Genomic DNA, 19,230 nt, shown 5'->3' with positions numbered 1-19,230 from the left:
CACCTCCTCTTTAAAAGCCGCCTTTTTTCTTATACATTCTTTCTTTTACTTGCTGGCCGGTTTCTGTTGCAGCCAGCCCCCCAAGTGCAGTTTCTTTTAAAGTTCGAGGCATTTCAGACCCAATATCATACATGGCTTTAATCACTTCATCACACGGAATCCTGCTTTTCACCCCTGCCAGAGATAAGTCAGCTGCTGAAAATGCTATGGAAGTGCCCATAACATTACGTTTAATACAAGGTACTTCCACAAGCCCTGCTACTGGATCACATACCAATCCTAATAATGACTTAAGAGCAATTGCAGCAGCATGAACGGCTTGTTCCGGTGACCCGCCTTTAAGTTCTACGATTGCCCCCGCAGCCATGGCCGTAGCCGAACCTACTTCGGCCTGGCACCCTCCTGCTGCCCCTGATATAAATGATCGATTGGCAATGACATACCCAAGGGCGCTTGCGGTAAATAATCCTTCTACTAATGTTTCAAAAGGAGTATTATCGTTTTTGTGTAAAGAAAACAGAATACCTGGCAATACACCCGCAGCCCCAGCAGTGGGCGTTGCTACTATGATCCCCATTTTGGCGTTACTTTCAGAAGTAGCTATAGAGAAACGCATCGCATCACCAATGTAATTTCCAGAGAGAATGGTTTCTTTTTTTACATACTCATCAACACGTACTGCATCACCGCCAGAAATCCCGCTAGGTGAAGAGGATTTATCCTGAATGCCTAGTTCTATTGTGTTTTTCATTTGTTGTAAACGAGCTGTCATTTTATCAATCAACGTTTCACGAGTTTTTCCGGAATTTTCAACTTCCATATCTAACATCACTTCACTGATCGTTTTTCCCTTTTCTTCACATCGTTGAAGCAGTTCCTTCATTGATTCAATCTTCATAAGATCCTCCCAATGAAGTTTGTCTTTTTACATAACTAGTGTAAGATTGTACAAGCGTTGAAACATTGTCATTTGCACTTATGGGTATATCTACTATTTTTTCATTTAATAAAAAGATCTTTGACAGACCGCCGCCTAGAGAGACACCTCCTGCAATTATTTTATATTCATGTCTTTCAGCTTCTACTTTTACAGTATTTGGATGAGAGAAATAAGGACAATAATCCTGAAGTTGAATGTCAAAATTTAATCCTTGCTTATTAGCAAATTCCACTGCGGATTTAATATTTGAATCGTTTGTACGCATTCCTAACATTCCACCGACTAAAGCTTTATCTGTACCATGTCCCGAATGTGTTTCAGAGAACGAATCATAAAGAGTGATGGAAGCATATCCAGGTGGACCGCCTAATAGTTCATAAATAAAATTCCCAATAGAAACAACACCTGCTGTATGAGAGCTTGACGGCCCGACCATGATAGGACCGATAATGTCAAAACAACTTTTAAATTCCATGGTGGTACCTCCTCCGCATAATAAATGCAATCTTCTTTTGGGACGGAATCCTGTATAGAGACCAGGAGTACGTCTGCAGTATTCTTATACTTTCAGCGAAGGTTGAAATAAAGGATAACGCTGGCAGATTGACGTTGTCGTCTCTTTTGCCTTATGAATGGCTGATGCACTCCCTTTGTTTTTTAAAATGGAAGTTATAACTTTGGCTATATCTTTCATTTCGTCGCTTTTCATTCCTCTGGTTGTTAAGGCAGCCGTTCCCATTCGAATACCGCTAGTAACAAAAGGGCTTTCTGAATCAAATGGAATAGTGTTTTTATTAACCGTTATTCCAGCTTCTTCCAAGTATTGTTCTGCTTCTTTTCCTGTCAGCCCCCAAGGTTTTACATTTAAAAGAATAAGATGATTATCCGTCCCGTTTGAAACCAAGGAAGCTCCCTGTTGTTTAAGTTCCTCCCCCAAGTTGTATGCATTGCTTACTACTTGTTTTGCATAGTTAGTAAAATCAGGGTCTAATGCTTCAAGAAAACTTACTGCCTTAGCGGCTATAACATGCATTAGAGGGCCGCCTTGGATTCCTGGAAAAACAGCTTTATTGACTTTTTTCATCATTTCTTTATCGTTCGACAAAATAATCCCCCCGCGCGGACCTCGCAGCGTTTTGTGCGTAGTACTCGTGACCACATCTGCATATGGAATCGGTGAAGGATGGACACCTCCGGCTATAAGGCCAGCGATGTGTGCCATATCGACCATTAATTTTGCTCCCGCTTTATCAGCGATTGCTCTAAATTTGGAAAAATCGATTATTCTAGGGTAAGCGCTCGTTCCAGCAATAATTAATTTGGGCCTTTCTTTCATTGCTATGGCTTCCAATTTTTCATAATCAATCGTTTGATTATCTTCACGTACGCCATAAGATACAACATCAAACCATTTTCCTGATATACTAACCGGACTCCCATGTGTTAAATGACCTCCGTGCGACAAATCCATCCCCATCACTTTATCCCCGGGTTTAAGCAATGCATAAAATACTGCTAAGTTTGCTTGTGCGCCTGAATGCGGCTGAACATTAGCGTACTTCGCACCAAACAAAGATTTTAAACGTTCGATAGCTAGCTCCTCGACGATATCCACATGTTTACACCCGCCATAGTAACGCTTGCCAGGATACCCTTCTGCATATTTATTTGTCAGTTCACTTCCCATTGCTTCTAACACATCTGAACTCACAAAATTTTCTGAGGCAATCAATTCCAATGTATTATGCTGGCGTGACTTTTCTTGTTCTATCGCTTCATAAACCTTCGGATCATTAATTTTCACACTCATTTAGAGTCCTCCTTTGGAATAGTTTTTTTGCACGCAAAAAGGACAGAGAAAGGTGGTAGTTCACCCTTCTCTGTCCTTTTACCTGAGAGTTTAGCCTTTAGAAAGGCAGCCCCTTTGGTGGCATTAATTAATGCGCTCTCCAGAGATGCGTCTCATTGTGGTACATCTACCTGAGAGATTGGTTCCAAGGGTTTGTTTTTGGAACTTGCTCCTTCGGTGGCTAAGCTTTGCGCTCTCCCACAACGATCATTCGCCTCTATTTTAATTTATAATAATCTAAAAATTCACCATTGTCAATATTCAAAACGCCAAAACTTTATCACTTTTTGCGTATTAGAGATCAACTTGCTGGTATTAGCTCTTTACGATATGACTTTTCTTAATATAGAATGATCATCAGCTTGACTTGTTTCGCAGTCTGCATTGGTTACAGTTGTACTTTGTTGTATATTCGTCAGAAGACTCCCAAATATGTTTTTCTTCCCGTTTTTTTACAAGCAATGTTTAGTTCTTAAAATATTTGTCTAAACGAGTTCCAACTCCTCTTGAGCTTCCCCCATATTCTTTAAATTATTAATTATGTTAGGCAGGGGATCTTTTGTACGATTAGTGTCCGTACGGATGATTCCCTGCCTTTTTAACGTTCAGCCGATTGTGTCTTACAACAAGACTTTAATTATTAAACAAGTTCTTCACTTTTTCTACTGTGTATTCACTTCCGCCGCGTCCTTGTACATCTTCTATCATCATGGTAATCAGCATATCTTCATTTTCATAATCATAGGACACAAACCAGCCATTTTCTGTTCCATCTTCGTCTCCTTGGGCTGTTTTTAATTCTGCTGTTCCTGTTTTCCCAGCAATCGTAAGTTCATTCATGACAGGTTCATACGCTGAACCTCTTTCGTTTTCTACAATGCCCCGCAATCCTTGCGTAATAACCTCTGTATCTTCTGAGGGAACGACTTGGTCTTGCCATACCTCTTTCGGTTCATCACGAAGCTCGAGGGTTGGTTTTAGCATATCACCATCGTTTAAAAAAGGAGTATATGCCACTGCTAAATGTATCGGTGACATTAGCATTTCGCCTTGACCATATCCCGTATCGGCAAGTAATATTTCTTCATTCAATCCTTCATTGGCAATAGCAGAGCCATTGACCGGAAACTCGTAAGGAACATCTTCTTCAAAGCCAAAGCTGCGCAGTCCTTCGGTGAAATTGTCTGCTCCGGTGTCAAGTGCAGCTTGGGCAAAATAAATATTATCTGACGTAATCAAAGCATTTTCTAAATTCACGTCATTTAATCGATCGGAAACGCGTGTCACTTCATAGCCGCCCCAGCTCTCATCTGGCTGCCAGCTCTTTCCTTCGATCGTTTTCGCTTCCTTTACATCAAGATTTCCGTTTTGGAGGGCAATAGAAGCTGTAATAGGCTTAATGGTGGACCCTGGCGCATACCGGTTATTAAATCTAGCGGAAAACGGGGTTTCTGGGTCATCATTTACTTCTTCAAATTCTCCGTCCGGCCACCCGAATACAAAATGATTTGGATCATATGCCGGTGTACTAACGAGTGCAAGTGTTTCCCCGGTTTGCGGATGAAGGGCCACTCCAGCACCAGCGTCGCCTTTCATTTCATCATACATCTTTTGTTGAAAAGAAGCGTCTATTGTCGTCGTTATATCCGTTCCGTTCTCCACTTTTTTTTCAGCAATCGTCGTATCACTTTCTGGAATGTAGATCCGCCAGCCCGTTGATCCATGCAGCTCTTCTTCATACACACTTTCAAGCCCTGTACTCCCTATAACCGATCCAGCACCGTACTCACTTTTTGGGAGCTCCTCTAAGTCCTCAGCGTTTACTTGACGAATATAACCAGTAAGATGGGCTGCTTTTTCAGCAAACGGATAATAGCGTGCGGAAGACTCTTGAATCATTACCCCGTTAATTTCTAAAAGATCTTCTTCTATATCTTCTTCATCGGGTCTTAATTTCGTTACAGGAACAAAGGATTCATCCGACACCCATTCTGCGTCTAGCGCTGATTCGATCTCTTCTTCACCGATATCGAGAAGCTCCGCCAGTTCTTCTATGGAATCGTCCTCCATTTTCCCAGGAACAAGTCCTGCTTGTTGAACCGGTGAATTAATCGCAAGAGGAGAGCCTTCCCGATCGAAAATTTCACCGCGAACCGGTTCGTTGGACGTGACTTGAACAGTCTCTTCGTCCTGAAGCTCTGGAAAAATAAAGGAAGAATCCCAATGAACTTTCCACGTCTCCCCGTCATCTGATTCTTCTTTCACAAGCTCAGCTTCATCATCAAAAGAAATTTCTCCGGCCACTGTTTCCATCGACACTTCATACGGGCGAGGAATGCCTTCCTCTTCTTCTTCTGAAACTTCTGCTGCTTCTACTGAAATCTCCTCTGCTTCGATCCCATCATATATCGTCTCATAACGCTCTACAAAGGTTTCTTCATTTATACTTTGCTGTGATTCTTCCGACAGGTATGTATACATTTTTTCAAAATCCTGCTCATTCCAGGCAGACACAAACTCGTTCATCACTTCTTCCTGGGTCGGCCCGTTCGAACAAGCAGCAAGACCGATAATAAAAAACGGCAATATATATTTTTTCATCTATTTCCCCTCCGTTCATCTGACTCTCCCATCAATCTATTGTACTAGAGAAAAAATATATTATCACCTTTCTTCTTTTCAAAACAAAAGCACAAGCGTTCTACATAACTGAAAGCTAAAATACAAAAATTATCCCTGATCTATGACCCAGAGCTTGAGCATTTTTCCCAATGCCATTCCTATTGAAAGGAGAAGCGGGCATCTTTATTCTGAATTGTAAATTTATTCTCTTGTGATTTAATGGTTCCGCCAATTTTGCCTGAGAGTCAACACTTTCGGAGATTCCGTGTATTTTCCATTCTTTAGAAACAGTCCAATAGACTTAATATTATTAAATGATAAAATATAGGCTCGTAAAATCTATTGGAAACAAAATGTTACAGAATATCAGCCTAGAGCACTGAACATTGTTTCTAATTTTTGATATAGTAAACGTAGAAAAAAGGAGAGGAAAAGAATATGCAAAAAAATAAAATAATGCTTGTGGACGGCATGGCTCTTTTATTCCGGGCGTTTTACGCGACAGCCATGAGCAACTACTATATGGTTAACAGCAAAGGGCAGCCAACAAACGGTGTATACGGTCTGGTCAAACACCTGTTTACGGCAGTACATCGATACCAGCCAACACATGTTATCTGCTGCTGGGATATGGGAAGCCATACCTTCCGAAATGACCTCTACCCTGATTATAAAGCCAACCGCGGCGCTCCTCCTGAGGAACTGATTCCGCAATTTGATCTGGCTAAAGAGGTGGTTGAAGCGTTGAACATCCCAAACGTGGGTGTTGAAGGGTATGAAGCCGACGATTGCATCGGTACGCTCAGCAGCGTTTTAAGCGGAGATAATGAGGTATTGATTCTCTCCGGCGATCAAGACCTGCTTCAATTACTGCAGCCAAACGTTACGGTTTTACTTCTGAAAAAAGGCTATGGCAATTACGCAGAATATAACGCAACTTCTTTTACCGAAGAAAAAGGGATCACGCCTTCTCAAATGGTGGATGTCAAAGCACTGATGGGCGACACAAGCGACAATTATCCCGGCGTGCACGGCATCGGCGAAAAAACAGCTTTGAAACTATTAAAACAGCACCAGACAATCGAGGGTATATTAGAAAATTTAGATGCCTTAACAAAAGGACAGCGCACCAAAATTGAAGAGAACCTCGAGATGCTTCACCTTTCTCGCCAGCTTGCCCGTATTCATTGTGAAGCCGGCATTACGTGCTCGTTAGAAGATGCCTTGTATGCAATTGACGATATGAAAATGGCCGCCGCTTTTGACGACCTCGAATTTCGAAACTGGCGTAAGAACCTTATCATTCAGCAGGAAGAAAAAATAGTAGATCCCTTCTCTTGAACTTCTCCACTTAGCTTACGCTTTCTGGGGGAGTTCAGCGCCCCCAGCGTAACTCTCCTTATTCGTTTTCCCTTTAATTTTCCATATTGCAACGCAAGCTGTGTTCTTATTTTATATGTTCTGTGTTCAATTATTTTGATATGTCTTATAAATCGATTTTTTCGGTTAAGAAAGAAGTAAACGCATCGACCGCAGGAGTTGGATAGTAGTGATTATGGCGTACTACATAAAAATGACGTTTACAACTGATCCCGCTTACATTTAAAGGTTGTATAATTCCAAGCTTTTGTTCCGTTTCGAACGTCATTTTTGAAAGAAAAGCAAGCCCTCCTCCAGTAATAACAGCTTGCTTGACGGCTTCTGTAGAGCCAAGTTCAATTCCTTTTGGGATTTGGAACCCCTTAGAGAATAAATAATTTTCCATTGTTTTTCTTGTATTTGATTTTGGGCCCCGCAGAATCCATCTTTCTTCAGCCAAATCCTCAAATGTTAAATGCTCTTTCTTTGCAACCGGGTGTTGTGGAGAAGCTGCAAAAACAATTTCATCTTCAATAAAAACTTCCGATTGAAATTCACGCGACTGTGGAATCTCAGGTATGATAGCAATATCTAACATTTCATTGCGCAGATTTTTCTGCATTTCAGCTGTTGACTTGATATCAAGCGTTACATCAATACGAGGATATTTTTCCATGAATTTCATCACCATCGGCGCCATGCTATAATTACCGACCGTTGTGCTTGCTCCAAGACGCAATGAACCAGTTTCCAGTTCATTGATGGATTGAACAAGAGAGGTGGTACGGTCAACCAAAGCCAAAATTTGATCCGCTTTTACTTTTATTTCTTTACCTACCGCAGTTAATTTCATATTCCTTCCAACTTTGTAAAACAAATTAACGTTTAAATACTGTTCTAAACGATCTATTTGCCTTGAAACAGCAGGTTGACTTAAAGATAATTCCTCTGCAGCCATAGAAAAGTTCTCATGTTTAGCTACCGTTTGAAATGTTTTCAACTGCTGAATATCCATGACATTATACCTCCTCTACCTAAAATCTATAACTTACCCGTATACAAATTATTATTAATATGCATTTCTATTATCAAATATATTCAGATAAAATAAAAGTACACAGTTTCTGAAGGTACGGTGTCCATGTTTTATGTCATATCTTATATGATAATCCTGCTTATTTTTGGTGACTTTATTTTTTGAATATCGAATCCCCTTCGGTTAATCAGTAGGCTATTTGAGGCGTTGAAACAGAGACGGGGCAGCGGTGCAGTTCAGCCGCCCGGGGCCGGAGTCTCTTTGGGCCCGTACAGAGCCCCCTTCAAGAATTTAATCAAAACATAAAGGACTAATGAAATAGAAAAAGGATTTGGGAGGTGAATGTATGGAAAAGAAGAATAACATGCTAGCTCGAAATGCAGAAGATACTAAAAAGTTAAAAAGCCAGCCAGTTTGGCTGCAAGTGTACATGGCTACTCCAGAAAAACAACGAAAATTATACCATCGAACGTTAATCATCGTTGTCATTTCCCAAATATTTGGAGGCGCCGGGCTTGCTGCAGGCATAACCACTGGAGCACTTCTTGCCCACGACATGCTTGGTACAGAAAATTATGCTGGAGTTCCAGCTGCACTGTTTACCTTGGGTTCTGCAGGAGCAGCATTGCTTATAGGAAAACTATCCCAGCAATTTGGCCGGCGTTTTGGACTTGCCACAGGCTTTTTGGCTGGTGGTATTGGTGCCATTGGCGTAGTGGCTTCCGCAATAATGAACAATATTTTTCTTCTTTTTGCTTCCCTTCTAATCTATGGTTCCGGCACTGCTGCAAATTTACAAGCACGCTATGCTGGTACAGACTTAGCAAACTCCACACAGCGGGCAACTGCAATTAGTATTGCAATGGTAGCCACTACTTTAGGTGCCGTTGCGGGTCCAAACTTGGTTGATTTTACGGGGCATATTGCTGAATCCATAGGTGTCCCAGCTCTAGCTGGTCCGTTTATTTTAGCAGGAGCAGCCTTCCTTCTTGCTGGTCTCATTCTACTTGTTTTTATGCGTCCTGATCCTTTTATCGTTGCAAAAGCTATAGCTGCTGCTGTACAAGAACAAGACGATACTAATCTATTAAACTCTGTATCTGACAGACGAGGCATCATTATCGGTGCCACTATAATGGTCTTAACCCAAATGATAATGCTTGCCATTATGACAATAACACCTATACACATGAATAATCACGGACATGGTTTGAGTGAGATAGGAATTGTAATTGGTATTCATATTGGGGCCATGTACCTGCCATCCCTTGTGACGGGAGTACTTGTCGATAAGGCTGGACGAACGACTATGACCATCGTTTCTGGTTTCATACTGCTAGCTGCTGGCGTTCTTGCAGCTGCTGCACCTGTACATTCAGTTACAGTGCTCGCTATTGCTCTCGCATTACTTGGTTTTGGCTGGAACATTGGATTGATTACTGGAACGGCTCTCATTGTAGATGCAACTAACCCGACAGCTCGAGCAAAAACACAAGGATCTGTTGATGTCTTTATCGCTTTGGCAGGGGCATCCGGCGGTGCACTATCAGGTATGATCGTAGGAGTTTCAAGTTTTGCAACCTTATCCGTTGCTGGAGGTATTCTTTCATTACTGCTTCTTCCCCTCATTATCTGGTCCCGACGCAATCATAATAAAAATTAAAAGGGGTACGGTGGAACGATAATTTTGTCATAAACAGTTCACATAATTGTCTCTACTGGAGCTTGGCCGAGTTTGAAGTGGCTGATGCTGCTCTTAAGCAAAATATTCTTTACATTTATTGGCAATCAGTTTTTTGGTAATAGTCCGTTGTTTCTTGATTTTCTTTTTCATTTTTGACTTGTACCGTAATCGTAGTAGTATGAAGAACTTTGTCGAATCCTTTTGCTGCTTGCCGATTGCATGGATGCCGACAAACATAGTCTAAAATAACGGATAGTATTTTGGAAATAACAGCGAGGTAACCAGAACATTTCGGACAGTAAATGGCTTTAAACAGATAGTATTTCCATATTATTAAAAAAAGCGCCTGCTAGAATTTATGGAAAGACATACAACTTCACCGTTTAGCCGGAATGGCAGCTTTCGAACCAGACTGAACAGCGGAACCTCCGATTACATTCTGCTGGCAGTCTATTTGGCACAGGCGTTGGCATTGTTAAAGAATAATGTCTTCTGTTCCGCAAAAGGGCTATCCCATACACTGTTCAAAAGCAGCGTTTTGGGTCCGCCCTCTATTCAAAAATATATTTTTGAACTTCGTAGCCTAATCTCTACCTCGGTGCTGCTACCGTTTTTTGTAACACCGCATATTCCTCTACAGTATTCCCTTTTTGCTCCGTATACATTTTGTAATAATGACAGAAACGATAATGTCTGTTTGCTTTGTTCCATGCTTTTTTAGGTTTTTTGCCTTTTTTGTCCGCTTTATATATTTCCATAGAGAAAAAATCTTCTTTATCGATTATAGTTGCCATCATGGGTGAATCAGATAGTAAAAAATATCCCCTTTTCCACTCATGCGGTTCTACGTCTTTATTATCATTTCCGTAGACGCTCACTTCCAATTCCCTCCTGCATTTCCATTTAACTTGATTTTATAAGATTCTTTGTAATCATGCAAAAAGTCACGATAACAATTAAATGGCAATAGCAGCTTTTATTCTATACGAATAGCTTTTATAAAATCGGGAGGCAGCGAATCCTTCTGAGACCTTTACAACTAATATTTTTATAGTATTATAAATTTAGCTTTGTCTTTTTTGTGACAAAGATAGACGAATATCACAATTTTTCGACATTTAAACACTTTACACCATAGAAACTGGAACATTGTATAGGGGGATTTTCAGGATGATTGGTCAACGAATCGTCCATTATCGGATGAAAAATAATATGTCCATATCGGAGCTAGCACAGAAAACAGGAATTTCCACCAGCCATTTGCAAAAAATAGAGGAAGACAAATATCCATATCCATCTGTTCAAAAGCTTGAACAGATAGCGAACGGGTTAAATATCCCTGTTCAACTCTTGCTCGGACCGCCGACTTCACAAGAAAAAGAAACTGAACTAGATGACGTTTGGATTGAAGTCGTAAAGGAAGCAATAGAGTCTGGAGTGTCGAAGGAACAATTTAAAGCTTTTATAGAAAACAAAAAAAGAGAACGAGATGATGAATAATTTTTATATTTTTCTGCTTCTTCATTCCTCGTCGTTTAGACCTTTCTCTTTGTCCGGTGTATACATAATCAACGCCTTTCTGTTTTGGTTCATTATGTATAAAGGAGGCGTCTGTTTCGAAGATATGTCCTATAATTACAGGCAGCTATTGCTCGTTCTCTAGTTTAAAACGTTCCGATTCTCCGCTCCAATGAATGGAGGCTTCTATCTCGTCACCTTCATTAGTGACCGCACAGCCGCTGCAGCCGCTTCCGCTATGTTCTAAAAACTCTTCGTCATTTAAAATCAAATGTTGTTACCATTTCTTTTGGAACAATGTATTTCCTCTATCCAATGCTCTCTTGAGGGATTCAAGGTTTTGGGAAATAGACTTACGCATCGTGTTCTGTTTTTCATGAGAGTAAAACCGTACACTATCTTCTGGGCTCACTGATTTTCCGCCAATCAGAGATTTTAAACATTCGATATGATACTCACTTTGCTCCATGACAGCTCGTTCTATTTCATCCGTGTACGCAGTGATTTGTTCCTCTGTCATTGGATCAGCCAAAGAAAAATGCAAATACAAGACGAAAGGACTAATAGATTCAGCGATGTAAAGGGATTGCGTCTCTTCTTTGTATCCGATCGTTCTCTTTTTAAACGCCCCGGCGTCGAGCGACATTTCTTCTGGGGCTGGGATGTCCCCGGTTAGGCCAATTAGAGACAAATATTGCTCTTCAACAGAACAATAAAGAGCTGCAGCAAAACAGTCCTTAATGGTATTTACGACAACAGGGTTATATTCAGGGGCTTGCACTATGTCGACGGGGCAATGGAAAAATGATATTGCTTTTTCTAAAAAAGCAGACCAGTTTTTCCTCATCTCCCCTGTATCTTTAATCATCTCATTATACGCATGAAGCATCAAAAGAGAATAATCACCATAATGAAGCAGCTGAGCAGCCTGTTTTTTTAACGTTTGAATGTGTTCTCTTTCTGAGATAAAACCAATAACAGAGCGTAACGATGTGCTAAGCATCGCAGAAATATTTTGGGCCTGTGTTTCAGCCTTGGAAATGTCAAAATCATAAAGCCAATGTCCGTTTTGAAACAATTCAAAGAGAAACGCCCAAATAAACGGATCCGCTGTTTTAAGAAATTGTTTTGCCAAACCTTCGTTTTCTATTTCATCTATTATCCAATGTTCAAACGGATCAAACGGAGAATCGGGCGCCCGGTGATTGTCGTTTAAAAAGGCGTTGTGAAGGGTCTCGAGTTTCTTTTGTATTTTAAAAAAACTTTCTTTTACCTCTGGGGAGACAAACACAAGGATATGCTTGTTTTCCATAACTGCTGCTTTGTACTCTAAATAAGCAGGTGTCACATTTCCTGGCAAGAGTTGTGAACTGGCACCTGCTTTTCGGTGAATGAGAAGGACAAAAACATCGCTTGCTTTTACGACGTCCTGGCATTGCTTTAACGTATCCTTTTCCCATGTACCAAAATCCCCGTCTTCAAATATAGGAACGTAATGCCCACTCTCTTCTAAATGCTTTTTCACTATTTTCCGCGGTGTTTTTAAATCTTCTTCATAAGCAGAGCTTATAAATATTCTCGTTTTATTGATCAAGGGAACCGACCTCCCTTATCATGAGATTAGGAGTCACTTGATTTAATCATCGGGGTGAGATACCTGCATACGCTTAACATTCTCCCCTTCCTTTTTCTACCTATATTTTACCATAATTTTCAACTTATCGTGCGGTTATATTATTTCCTGTTTTCTATCTCTATCCTTTAGCAATTGTAAACGTTTCTAAAGAGAAATAATAAAACCGACAAAAGAGAGATGAGGATCAATTGCTTAGATTGGTTTTATTTCAATACAAAAAAGAACTGCCTCCAGCTTGTGAGACAGCCCCTCCTATCATCTTCACATTTCCTGTATATCAAAAGAAATTACTTGGTTTGTGTTTGTTTGATAAATAACGTTGCCGCGGACTTGCCTGGATTCGTGCGGTGATTGCAATAGCAGATCATAAGTTTCTTTTGTCTGCTGTGGATTCATGGGTGTTTTCCCTACGGCTTGGAAATTGGTCACATAATAACTCGGATAAGCCGTTTGAGTAATGGCCGATAAGTACTCTCCCCATCTTCCATTACTTATGCTTGAATCTGACTGCTGCATTGGTGTAATCTCAACATTTAATACACCTACTTCAAGGTTGGCACCTAGTGCCTCAAAAGCGCTGCGGTGAAGATTAATTTTATTAGGCGGATAGCCTCTCGTCTGATCGACAACCGTTACCGTCACTTCTTTGTCAGGAGAAGTAAGATTTTTAATTCTTAAGGATTGCCCGCATTGATAAGGAGAATTTTCTCCAACCGAAACTGTCATGTAATTATTGTGAGACCAGGGGATACCGCATTTTGTTACTGGCCCTCCCTCTGTCCAGGTAGCCTGCCCCCGAACGGATTGCTGACGATCAAAATCATTAGAAAACCCGGAATAACTTCTATCTTCCATGTAATAAGGGTGCTGTTCATAAGGCCGCGTGTGGTAAGGAGCATGGGCATATGGATTTCCTGTGGGGTAATAATAAAAATACATAATTCTCCTCCTTTCTTTAAAACTCTGGGTTAATATATGCCTAAAATAGGTTGGCCTGTTACAAAAAATTAACCGGTATAAATTTACATATTACTTCATTATATTGGGCTTTGATCTAACTTCCTTCTGATTTATTTGGAGACTGCGTTTGCTTTTCTTTACGCAAAATTCCCATTAATCCCGCGGGCACAAGAAATAGTGCTGGAACCACACCGAACAGACTAATAGAAAATAAAATGGCTATGCCGCTTATGGCCATCATCCAGCCGCCTGTTTTCGGTTTAAACTTCACGACGATCGCTCCTGCAATCGCTTAAGCACTAAACAAAAAAGCACTAGCACCTAGTCCCGTCAAACTGCTGGCCGTTTCATTAAAAGCTTCATCAAGGCTTCCCATAAATAACGCAAAAAAGGCACCGCCAAATCCAATCAACCCGCCAATAACCCCAAGCACCATTTCCGTCACTCTGCTCATCCAGCCATCCCCCTCTAATAGAAGAATAAGTGCACATAGGAATCATATTTTATAGAGAAGGGAAATATTCCTTTATTTACCAATACCTTGCAGCCAAAAAGAAAGGACAGACTCATACAAAAGATAAGTCTGTCCGTTTTATGTCATTTGAAGCAATTACTGCTGCGTCCTTTACTATCTATACATAGTTTTTAAAGCTTATGAAGTCCTTCCTTCATTTTATTCTCATCAAGGCCTTCTCCTATGATAACCAGTAAAGGATCAATGTTTTTATCTTGCTGGTGCTTCTCAAAGGTCAATCCACCGTGGGAGTAATTAAATAAAAACATTTCTGGTCCGCTCGTAAAGATGACAAATCCTTTCATGCGAAAGACATTTCCTTCCATTTTTTTTATCCACTGAGAAAACTTGAGCCGGCTGACAGGCTGAGGCAGCGGCAATGTTAATGAGTGAAGATGCAAGTCTTCCACAGCGTGTGCCTTCCTTTCTGCAGGCGGCAAAGAGTAATAATTGGTTTTAGAAGAAAATAAGACGGATAAAGGTATATTTGCATATGCAGCAGGGAGAGTACTTGCTTTTGGATTTATTTCTTTTAATGATTGATGTACAGCCTTTTGTTCACTGCTGCTCACTTTGTCTATCTTATTAAGTACCACAATATCAGCGTATTTCACTTGTTCTTTCATTAGCTTCTTCACTTTCAGACTGCCTTTTTTATCGTTCCATTGTTTCGCGTCCACCAAAGTAATGACCGCTTTTATTTTTAGTTTGTCTGCGATAAAAGGATGAGTACAAGCCTCGATCACATCTACAGGATGAGCAGCACCGGTTGCTTCTACATAAATCGCATCGAGTTCATTATCTTTTAATAAATGATCTAATTGCTGGCTGAGCTGGCCTTGGATCGTACAGCAGATACAACCGTTTAAAAGCTCTTTTAGAGGCATATTGGCGGGAACTACAGATGAATCAATGCTTTTTTTTCCCAATTCATTCATCAAAACAGCCACGTTCCTGCCAGCCTCTTGTTCTTTCTGAAGTAATTGTCTGAGCATCGTACTTTTCCCGCTGCCTAGAAAGCCGCTCAACATGAAAAGTTCTGTTCGGTGATTGTTCAAAATGTATTAAACCCTCCCGCTTTGTGTGATCCTTCCCATACCTATTATTTTTTGGATTTAGATATACCAATAGATGATATATTATCAGGTTCGAAGTTTGCATGCTGATACCGGTAAGCAATGTAAGGGTGAAGAGGTTCATTTTTTTGAATGTGTTGATTAATGATTTTTCTTCCCATATCCGGGTTTATCGTTTTATACCAAACGCCTTCTGGATAAACCAGTACCACGCAGGCATCCTCACATCGCCCGTTACAACGCGTACGAGTGGTATGTATGTATTCATCAAGACCAAGGTTTTTTATTTCATCGCGAATCGCCTGTGTTACCTCTTCTCCATTTTTCCTCATGCAGCTGCCGCCGTTATAAATTAATACGTGATGAGTTGTATTTGATAAATTCCAAGTAACCATATGTTTATCCCTCACATCAAAAATCGTAATCATTATTATTTACACAAGAAAATTTTAGTCGACTTTAAATTATAAGTCAACAGTATTTATGCTTCTCTTCCATTAAAAAAAGCGCTTCTTCACTGTGTAAATTAACGAAGAAGCGCTAGGTTGTTGTATTCGATTAATTTTTTAAGTCAATGCTATCAAGTAAATCTTTTCCGATTAGTATATTATTCTGGAACTAACACTGTCCGACCGTTAATTATTCCTTCATCAAGCTTTTTTAAGACTTCATTAGCTTCGCTCAATGGATAAGAAGTAGAATGCAGATGTATTTTCCCTTTCGCATGTAATTTCATTAATTCATACAATTGATTATAATTGCCCACAAGACTCCCTACTATATTCACTTCATTATTAATAATATTCAGCGAAGGTACATGTAACGCTCCACCATAACCAACTACAAAATAGGAGCCGCCCTTTTTCAGCATTTTCATGCTATCTTCGTGGGTTTGATCTGTTCCAACAAGATCTATAATTAAATCTACTCCTTTGGCTTCAGAAAGATGCAGCACCTCTTCAATCATCCCATCTTTAACTAAAACACTTTCGTCTGCACCATAATCGCTAGCTAATTTTAACCTTTCTTCATTTGTATCCATAGCGATGATATCGGAATTACCAAATTCTCGCATGAGCTGCACCGCTATGTGACCAAGCCCTCCCATTCCAATTAATAAGGCTTTTGTTCCTGGTTTAGCTAAAGGAGCTGCTTTCTGAACGGCCCGGTAAGCTGTTATTCCAGCGTCTGCCAGAGGTGCCACGTCTTTTGGTTCCACGCCATTTTCTAACTTAATCAAGGCTCGTTCAGATGTTTTTAAAAATTCTGCATACCCTCCATCAGCTGTTAATCCCGGGAAAACAAGGTTCTCACAATGCATATCTTCCCCTGCTCGACAGCTTAAACACTTTCCACAGCTTGCAACCGGATGGACGATTACTGGATCACCGACTTCAAACGTTGTGACCCCTGATCCAATTTCATGAACCCAGCCAGCATTTTCATGTCCTATCGTAAAAGGAAGCGGTGTTTTTAATGTTTCATCCCAAATCCCTTCTATTAAATGGAGATCGGTACGACAAACTCCCGCCCCGCCAATCTTAATAATAACATCTGTTGGGTCTGTAATCACTGGATCATCTATTTCTTCAAACGATAAAGGCTGATTGAATTCTTTTAATCTCCATGCTTTCACGGTATACACTCCTTTATTTAGAAAGACATTACGATAAGCTATATCTTGTTTGTAATAAGGTCTGGCAGTAATGACCGTTAAATTCCATCGTTAAGCGCGACCTTCTAGCATGCAAGAGATGGTCATTAAATTGTTCTATTGTTAATGGTTTTCCAAATTCATCTGTTATTAACTTAACTGTCTTTGAGTTGTCTAGGTTTAACTTTTCACGAATATTCAAATAACTTTTCATTAACTCTTCTAATGTTCTATCGTTTCTAGTGAAAGGAATTAATGTTTGTTTCGTTAATTCTAAAATATCTTCTTTACTCCTATCATTTTTTAACAAATATCGAAGTAAACGCTCTTGTCTTCCATAGAAAGCCTTTACCTTAAATATATGACGCAGTTCATTTAATCCTGTTCCATCCGTCTTGTCAGAAAACATTTCCTCGAAGGAATAAAAACTATTTACTCCACGGTTTACTTTTTCGGATTCTGAGTGTTCTATTAAATTAATTTCGACTTGAGTCACCCAGGGCAGCTCAGAAACTTCATCTCTAATATCCTCTGCCATAATAAAGGCAAAATTAGGGGAACACCAATAAGTTGGCAGACGAAATCCCACCATAACAGACTTTCCATTTATTTCTACGTCTTCAATAAATCCTAATTCTGGTAAAGGACGGTCTATTTCTGGATCGGTAACTAGTTCTAGTCTGTCATATACTTCTTTAATCTTAAACAATGGATCTGTCCCCCCTTGCATTTATGGGGCTGTTTTTTAGTTCTTCTTTTTTTCTAGGAATATCAATGTCGTAAATGCGGGCTGCATTTTCTCCGAGTATTTTGCGTTTCACTTTTAGATCTAGTACTGAACCCGTTTCTTCTACGATATCTTCCGGAAGCTGAAAGTCCATAAATTTGTCTATCAACCAGCCTGGTTCCCAAATCGCATAATCGCTGCCAAATAGAATTCTATCTTCGTCCAGCCAGAAAAGCAGCTCACTAATAATTTGAGCAAAATATCTTGGCCGTGCATACACAAAAGGCATCGCAACCGCTAGCCCGCCGTATACATTTTTTTCTTGTGTTGCTATCCAGCAAAAATCTTCTAATCTAGGGAGTCCTACATGTTCTACGATAAAATTTAAGTTTGGAAATGAACTTGCAGCGTCATCAATGTCTGCCACGTCAAATGCATCACGATTTAGTGGAGTAACAGTTGGTCCTTTGTGAACATGAATATTTTTAATACCTAATTCTTCACATTTTTCCAAATATCGTTTAGCCCATGGATCCGATAGTTTATACCCTTTTGATTCCCCACGCCATTCAGCAGTGTATAGTTTAACACCTTTTAAATGATATTTTTTTGTTTCTTCTTCCAATACCTTTAATCCCTTTTCCTTATCACGCGGATCAAAGCTTCCGTTACCAATAAATCGTCCGGGATATTGTTTAACCAATTCATCATTCTTTTTTATATCTCCAAAGGGTTCCTTATAAAAGTCAGTCAGGGGGACTGGCTGAAAGATAGCCATATCACAATAACCTTTATTAAAAACATCACTAATAAGAGTTTCTTTACTATATTTCAGAAAAGATTTCTTATCCCAATGGTACTCAGGCGGGGTTAAATTACGGTGATAATCATAAAAACAGTTGATAAATTCTTCTCCATGATTATTTAATTGATTTTCCTTGCTTGCATCCCATAAAGCAATATGAGCATCAATTATAAAAAGTTCTTCTCCATCTACCGTACGATACATTTTAGGCTCCCTCCTGAAAGTAATAATTGTATTAGGACTTGACAGCTGCTCCATTCACTTGTTTCACAAATTCCCTCATAATAGCTGGAAGATCAGGCCATGCATGTCCTGAAATAAGATTTTTATCTACGTAATTCATTTCATTTACATATTCTGCTCCCATGCTTTCTACTTCTGGTTTACAAGCTTGATAGGCGGTAAGCTTTCTTCCTTTTACCTTTTCTGCAATAGGGGTTAAAACGAGACTTCCATGACACATAATGGCAATCGGTTTATCTACTTCAAAAAAATGAACCAATATGTTGGGCAAATGATCATCCATGCGAATATATTCTGGCGCCCGTCCTCCGGGGATAATTAAAGCATCATACTGTTTCGGATCCACGTCAGCAAATGACTTATTGGCTTCAATCATGTATCCTCTTTTTTCGGTATATGTTTCCCAATCTTCAAAATCATGAACAACGGTATTAAGTTTTTTCTGTGACGGTGCCGCAATATCTGCCTCAAATCCTTCTTCTAAACAGCGAAAATATGGGTAATACACCTCTAAAGCTTCCACAGCGTCTCCAGTAACAATCAATACTTTTTTTGCAGACATCATAACTCCTCCTCTTTTTGTTAGCGTTTACAATAATTTGTTTTT

The 19,230-nt window shown here is 39.9% G+C and carries 20 protein-coding genes and 1 riboswitch; of the genes, 3 read left to right on the top strand and 17 right to left on the bottom strand.

Going from position 1 to position 19,230, the window contains the following annotated elements:
- Positions 1 to 10 precede the first annotated feature (10 nt).
- From sdaAA to FZF09_RS07300, 4 genes are all read right to left on the bottom strand, one after another.
- A complete protein-coding gene (gene sdaAA, locus FZF09_RS07315; protein ID WP_158735920.1) occupies positions 11 to 898 on the bottom strand; it encodes an L-serine ammonia-lyase, iron-sulfur-dependent, subunit alpha in 888 nt (295 codons plus the stop codon).
- Positions 888 to 1,415 (bottom strand): serine dehydratase beta chain, encoded by a 528-nt coding sequence (locus FZF09_RS07310; protein ID WP_158735919.1) that lies wholly within the window; start codon positions 1,413 to 1,415, stop codon positions 888 to 890. The genes sdaAA and FZF09_RS07310 overlap by 11 nt, the downstream gene beginning before the upstream one ends.
- 84 nt (positions 1,416 to 1,499) lie before the next feature.
- A complete protein-coding gene (glyA, locus tag FZF09_RS07305; RefSeq protein WP_158735918.1) occupies positions 1,500 to 2,750 on the bottom strand; it encodes a serine hydroxymethyltransferase in 1,251 nt (416 codons plus the stop codon).
- Between the two features lie 148 nt (positions 2,751 to 2,898).
- Positions 2,899 to 3,000, bottom strand: a riboswitch (glycine riboswitch).
- Between the two features lie 422 nt (positions 3,001 to 3,422).
- The gene (locus FZF09_RS07300) at positions 3,423 to 5,390 is read right to left on the bottom strand and encodes a penicillin-binding transpeptidase domain-containing protein (protein ID WP_158735917.1); all 1,968 of its coding nucleotides are present in this window, start codon (positions 5,388 to 5,390) and stop codon (positions 3,423 to 3,425) included.
- Between the two features lie 459 nt (positions 5,391 to 5,849).
- On the opposite strand from FZF09_RS07300, the gene FZF09_RS07295 reads away from it, so the two are divergent.
- Complete coding sequence (locus FZF09_RS07295) at positions 5,850 to 6,752, top strand: 5'-3' exonuclease (RefSeq protein ID WP_158735916.1); 903 nt, start codon at positions 5,850 to 5,852, stop codon at positions 6,750 to 6,752.
- A 145-nt stretch (positions 6,753 to 6,897) separates the two neighbouring features.
- Here FZF09_RS07295 and FZF09_RS07290 read toward each other — a convergent pair whose 3' ends face one another.
- Positions 6,898 to 7,785, bottom strand: coding sequence for a LysR family transcriptional regulator (locus FZF09_RS07290; RefSeq protein ID WP_158735915.1), 888 nt, complete (start codon positions 7,783 to 7,785; stop codon positions 6,898 to 6,900).
- A 451-nt stretch (positions 7,786 to 8,236) separates the two neighbouring features.
- Here FZF09_RS07290 and FZF09_RS07285 point away from each other — a divergent pair, with 451 nt between their 5' ends.
- Entirely contained in the window at positions 8,237 to 9,469 is a 1,233-nt protein-coding gene (locus FZF09_RS07285) for an MFS transporter (RefSeq protein WP_370514434.1), read from the top strand.
- A 611-nt stretch (positions 9,470 to 10,080) separates the two neighbouring features.
- On the opposite strand, the gene FZF09_RS07280 is transcribed toward FZF09_RS07285, so the two are convergent.
- The gene (locus FZF09_RS07280) at positions 10,081 to 10,368 is read right to left on the bottom strand and encodes a hypothetical protein (RefSeq protein WP_158735914.1); all 288 of its coding nucleotides are present in this window, start codon (positions 10,366 to 10,368) and stop codon (positions 10,081 to 10,083) included.
- A gap of 292 nt (positions 10,369 to 10,660) precedes the next feature.
- On the opposite strand from FZF09_RS07280, the gene FZF09_RS07275 reads away from it, so the two are divergent.
- Positions 10,661 to 10,990, top strand: a complete 330-nt coding sequence (locus FZF09_RS07275) for a helix-turn-helix domain-containing protein (RefSeq protein WP_158735969.1) — start codon at positions 10,661 to 10,663, stop codon at positions 10,988 to 10,990.
- A gap of 145 nt (positions 10,991 to 11,135) precedes the next feature.
- Here FZF09_RS07275 and FZF09_RS07270 read toward each other — a convergent pair whose 3' ends face one another.
- The 11 genes from FZF09_RS07270 to FZF09_RS07225 all read right to left on the bottom strand — a co-directional run bounded on the left by FZF09_RS07270 (position 11,136) and on the right by FZF09_RS07225 (position 19,188).
- Complete coding sequence (locus tag FZF09_RS07270) at positions 11,136 to 11,279, bottom strand: hypothetical protein (protein ID WP_158735913.1); 144 nt, start codon at positions 11,277 to 11,279, stop codon at positions 11,136 to 11,138.
- Between the two features lie 6 nt (positions 11,280 to 11,285).
- A complete protein-coding gene (locus FZF09_RS07265) occupies positions 11,286 to 12,602 on the bottom strand; it encodes a DUF4062 domain-containing protein (protein ID WP_158735912.1) in 1,317 nt (438 codons plus the stop codon).
- Between the two features lie 303 nt (positions 12,603 to 12,905).
- A complete protein-coding gene (locus FZF09_RS07260) occupies positions 12,906 to 13,583 on the bottom strand; it encodes a DUF3889 domain-containing protein (protein WP_158735911.1) in 678 nt (225 codons plus the stop codon).
- 115 nt (positions 13,584 to 13,698) lie between these two features.
- Positions 13,699 to 13,875 (bottom strand): hypothetical protein, encoded by a 177-nt coding sequence (locus FZF09_RS22770; RefSeq protein WP_233269429.1) that lies wholly within the window; start codon positions 13,873 to 13,875, stop codon positions 13,699 to 13,701.
- A gap of 21 nt (positions 13,876 to 13,896) precedes the next feature.
- The gene (locus FZF09_RS22765) at positions 13,897 to 14,058 is read right to left on the bottom strand and encodes a hypothetical protein (RefSeq protein ID WP_233269428.1); all 162 of its coding nucleotides are present in this window, start codon (positions 14,056 to 14,058) and stop codon (positions 13,897 to 13,899) included.
- Positions 14,059 to 14,249: 191 nt separating this feature from the next.
- Entirely contained in the window at positions 14,250 to 15,176 is a 927-nt protein-coding gene (locus FZF09_RS07250; protein ID WP_158735910.1) for a CobW family GTP-binding protein, read from the bottom strand.
- A gap of 44 nt (positions 15,177 to 15,220) precedes the next feature.
- Complete coding sequence (locus FZF09_RS07245) at positions 15,221 to 15,589, bottom strand: (2Fe-2S) ferredoxin domain-containing protein (RefSeq protein ID WP_158735909.1); 369 nt, start codon at positions 15,587 to 15,589, stop codon at positions 15,221 to 15,223.
- 212 nt (positions 15,590 to 15,801) lie between these two features.
- Positions 15,802 to 16,830, bottom strand: coding sequence for an NAD(P)-dependent alcohol dehydrogenase (locus FZF09_RS07240; protein WP_158735908.1), 1,029 nt, complete (start codon positions 16,828 to 16,830; stop codon positions 15,802 to 15,804).
- A 28-nt stretch (positions 16,831 to 16,858) separates the two neighbouring features.
- Positions 16,859 to 17,557, bottom strand: coding sequence for an iron-sulfur cluster assembly protein (locus tag FZF09_RS07235; protein ID WP_158735907.1), 699 nt, complete (start codon positions 17,555 to 17,557; stop codon positions 16,859 to 16,861).
- The gene (locus FZF09_RS07230) at positions 17,550 to 18,584 is read right to left on the bottom strand and encodes an amidohydrolase family protein (protein ID WP_158735906.1); all 1,035 of its coding nucleotides are present in this window, start codon (positions 18,582 to 18,584) and stop codon (positions 17,550 to 17,552) included. Before FZF09_RS07230 ends, FZF09_RS07235 begins: the two co-directional genes overlap by 8 nt.
- 31 nt (positions 18,585 to 18,615) lie before the next feature.
- Positions 18,616 to 19,188, bottom strand: coding sequence for a DJ-1/PfpI family protein (locus tag FZF09_RS07225; protein WP_233269427.1), 573 nt, complete (start codon positions 19,186 to 19,188; stop codon positions 18,616 to 18,618).
- Between the last annotated feature and the right edge of the window lie 42 nt (positions 19,189 to 19,230).

Source organism: Alteribacillus sp. YIM 98480 (assembly GCF_009765375.1).
In the GTDB taxonomy this organism is placed as follows: domain Bacteria; phylum Bacillota; class Bacilli; order Bacillales; family Marinococcaceae; genus Alteribacillus.
Note: the sequence above shows the minus strand (reverse complement) of the source record. Positions and strands in the feature narration are given on the sequence as shown.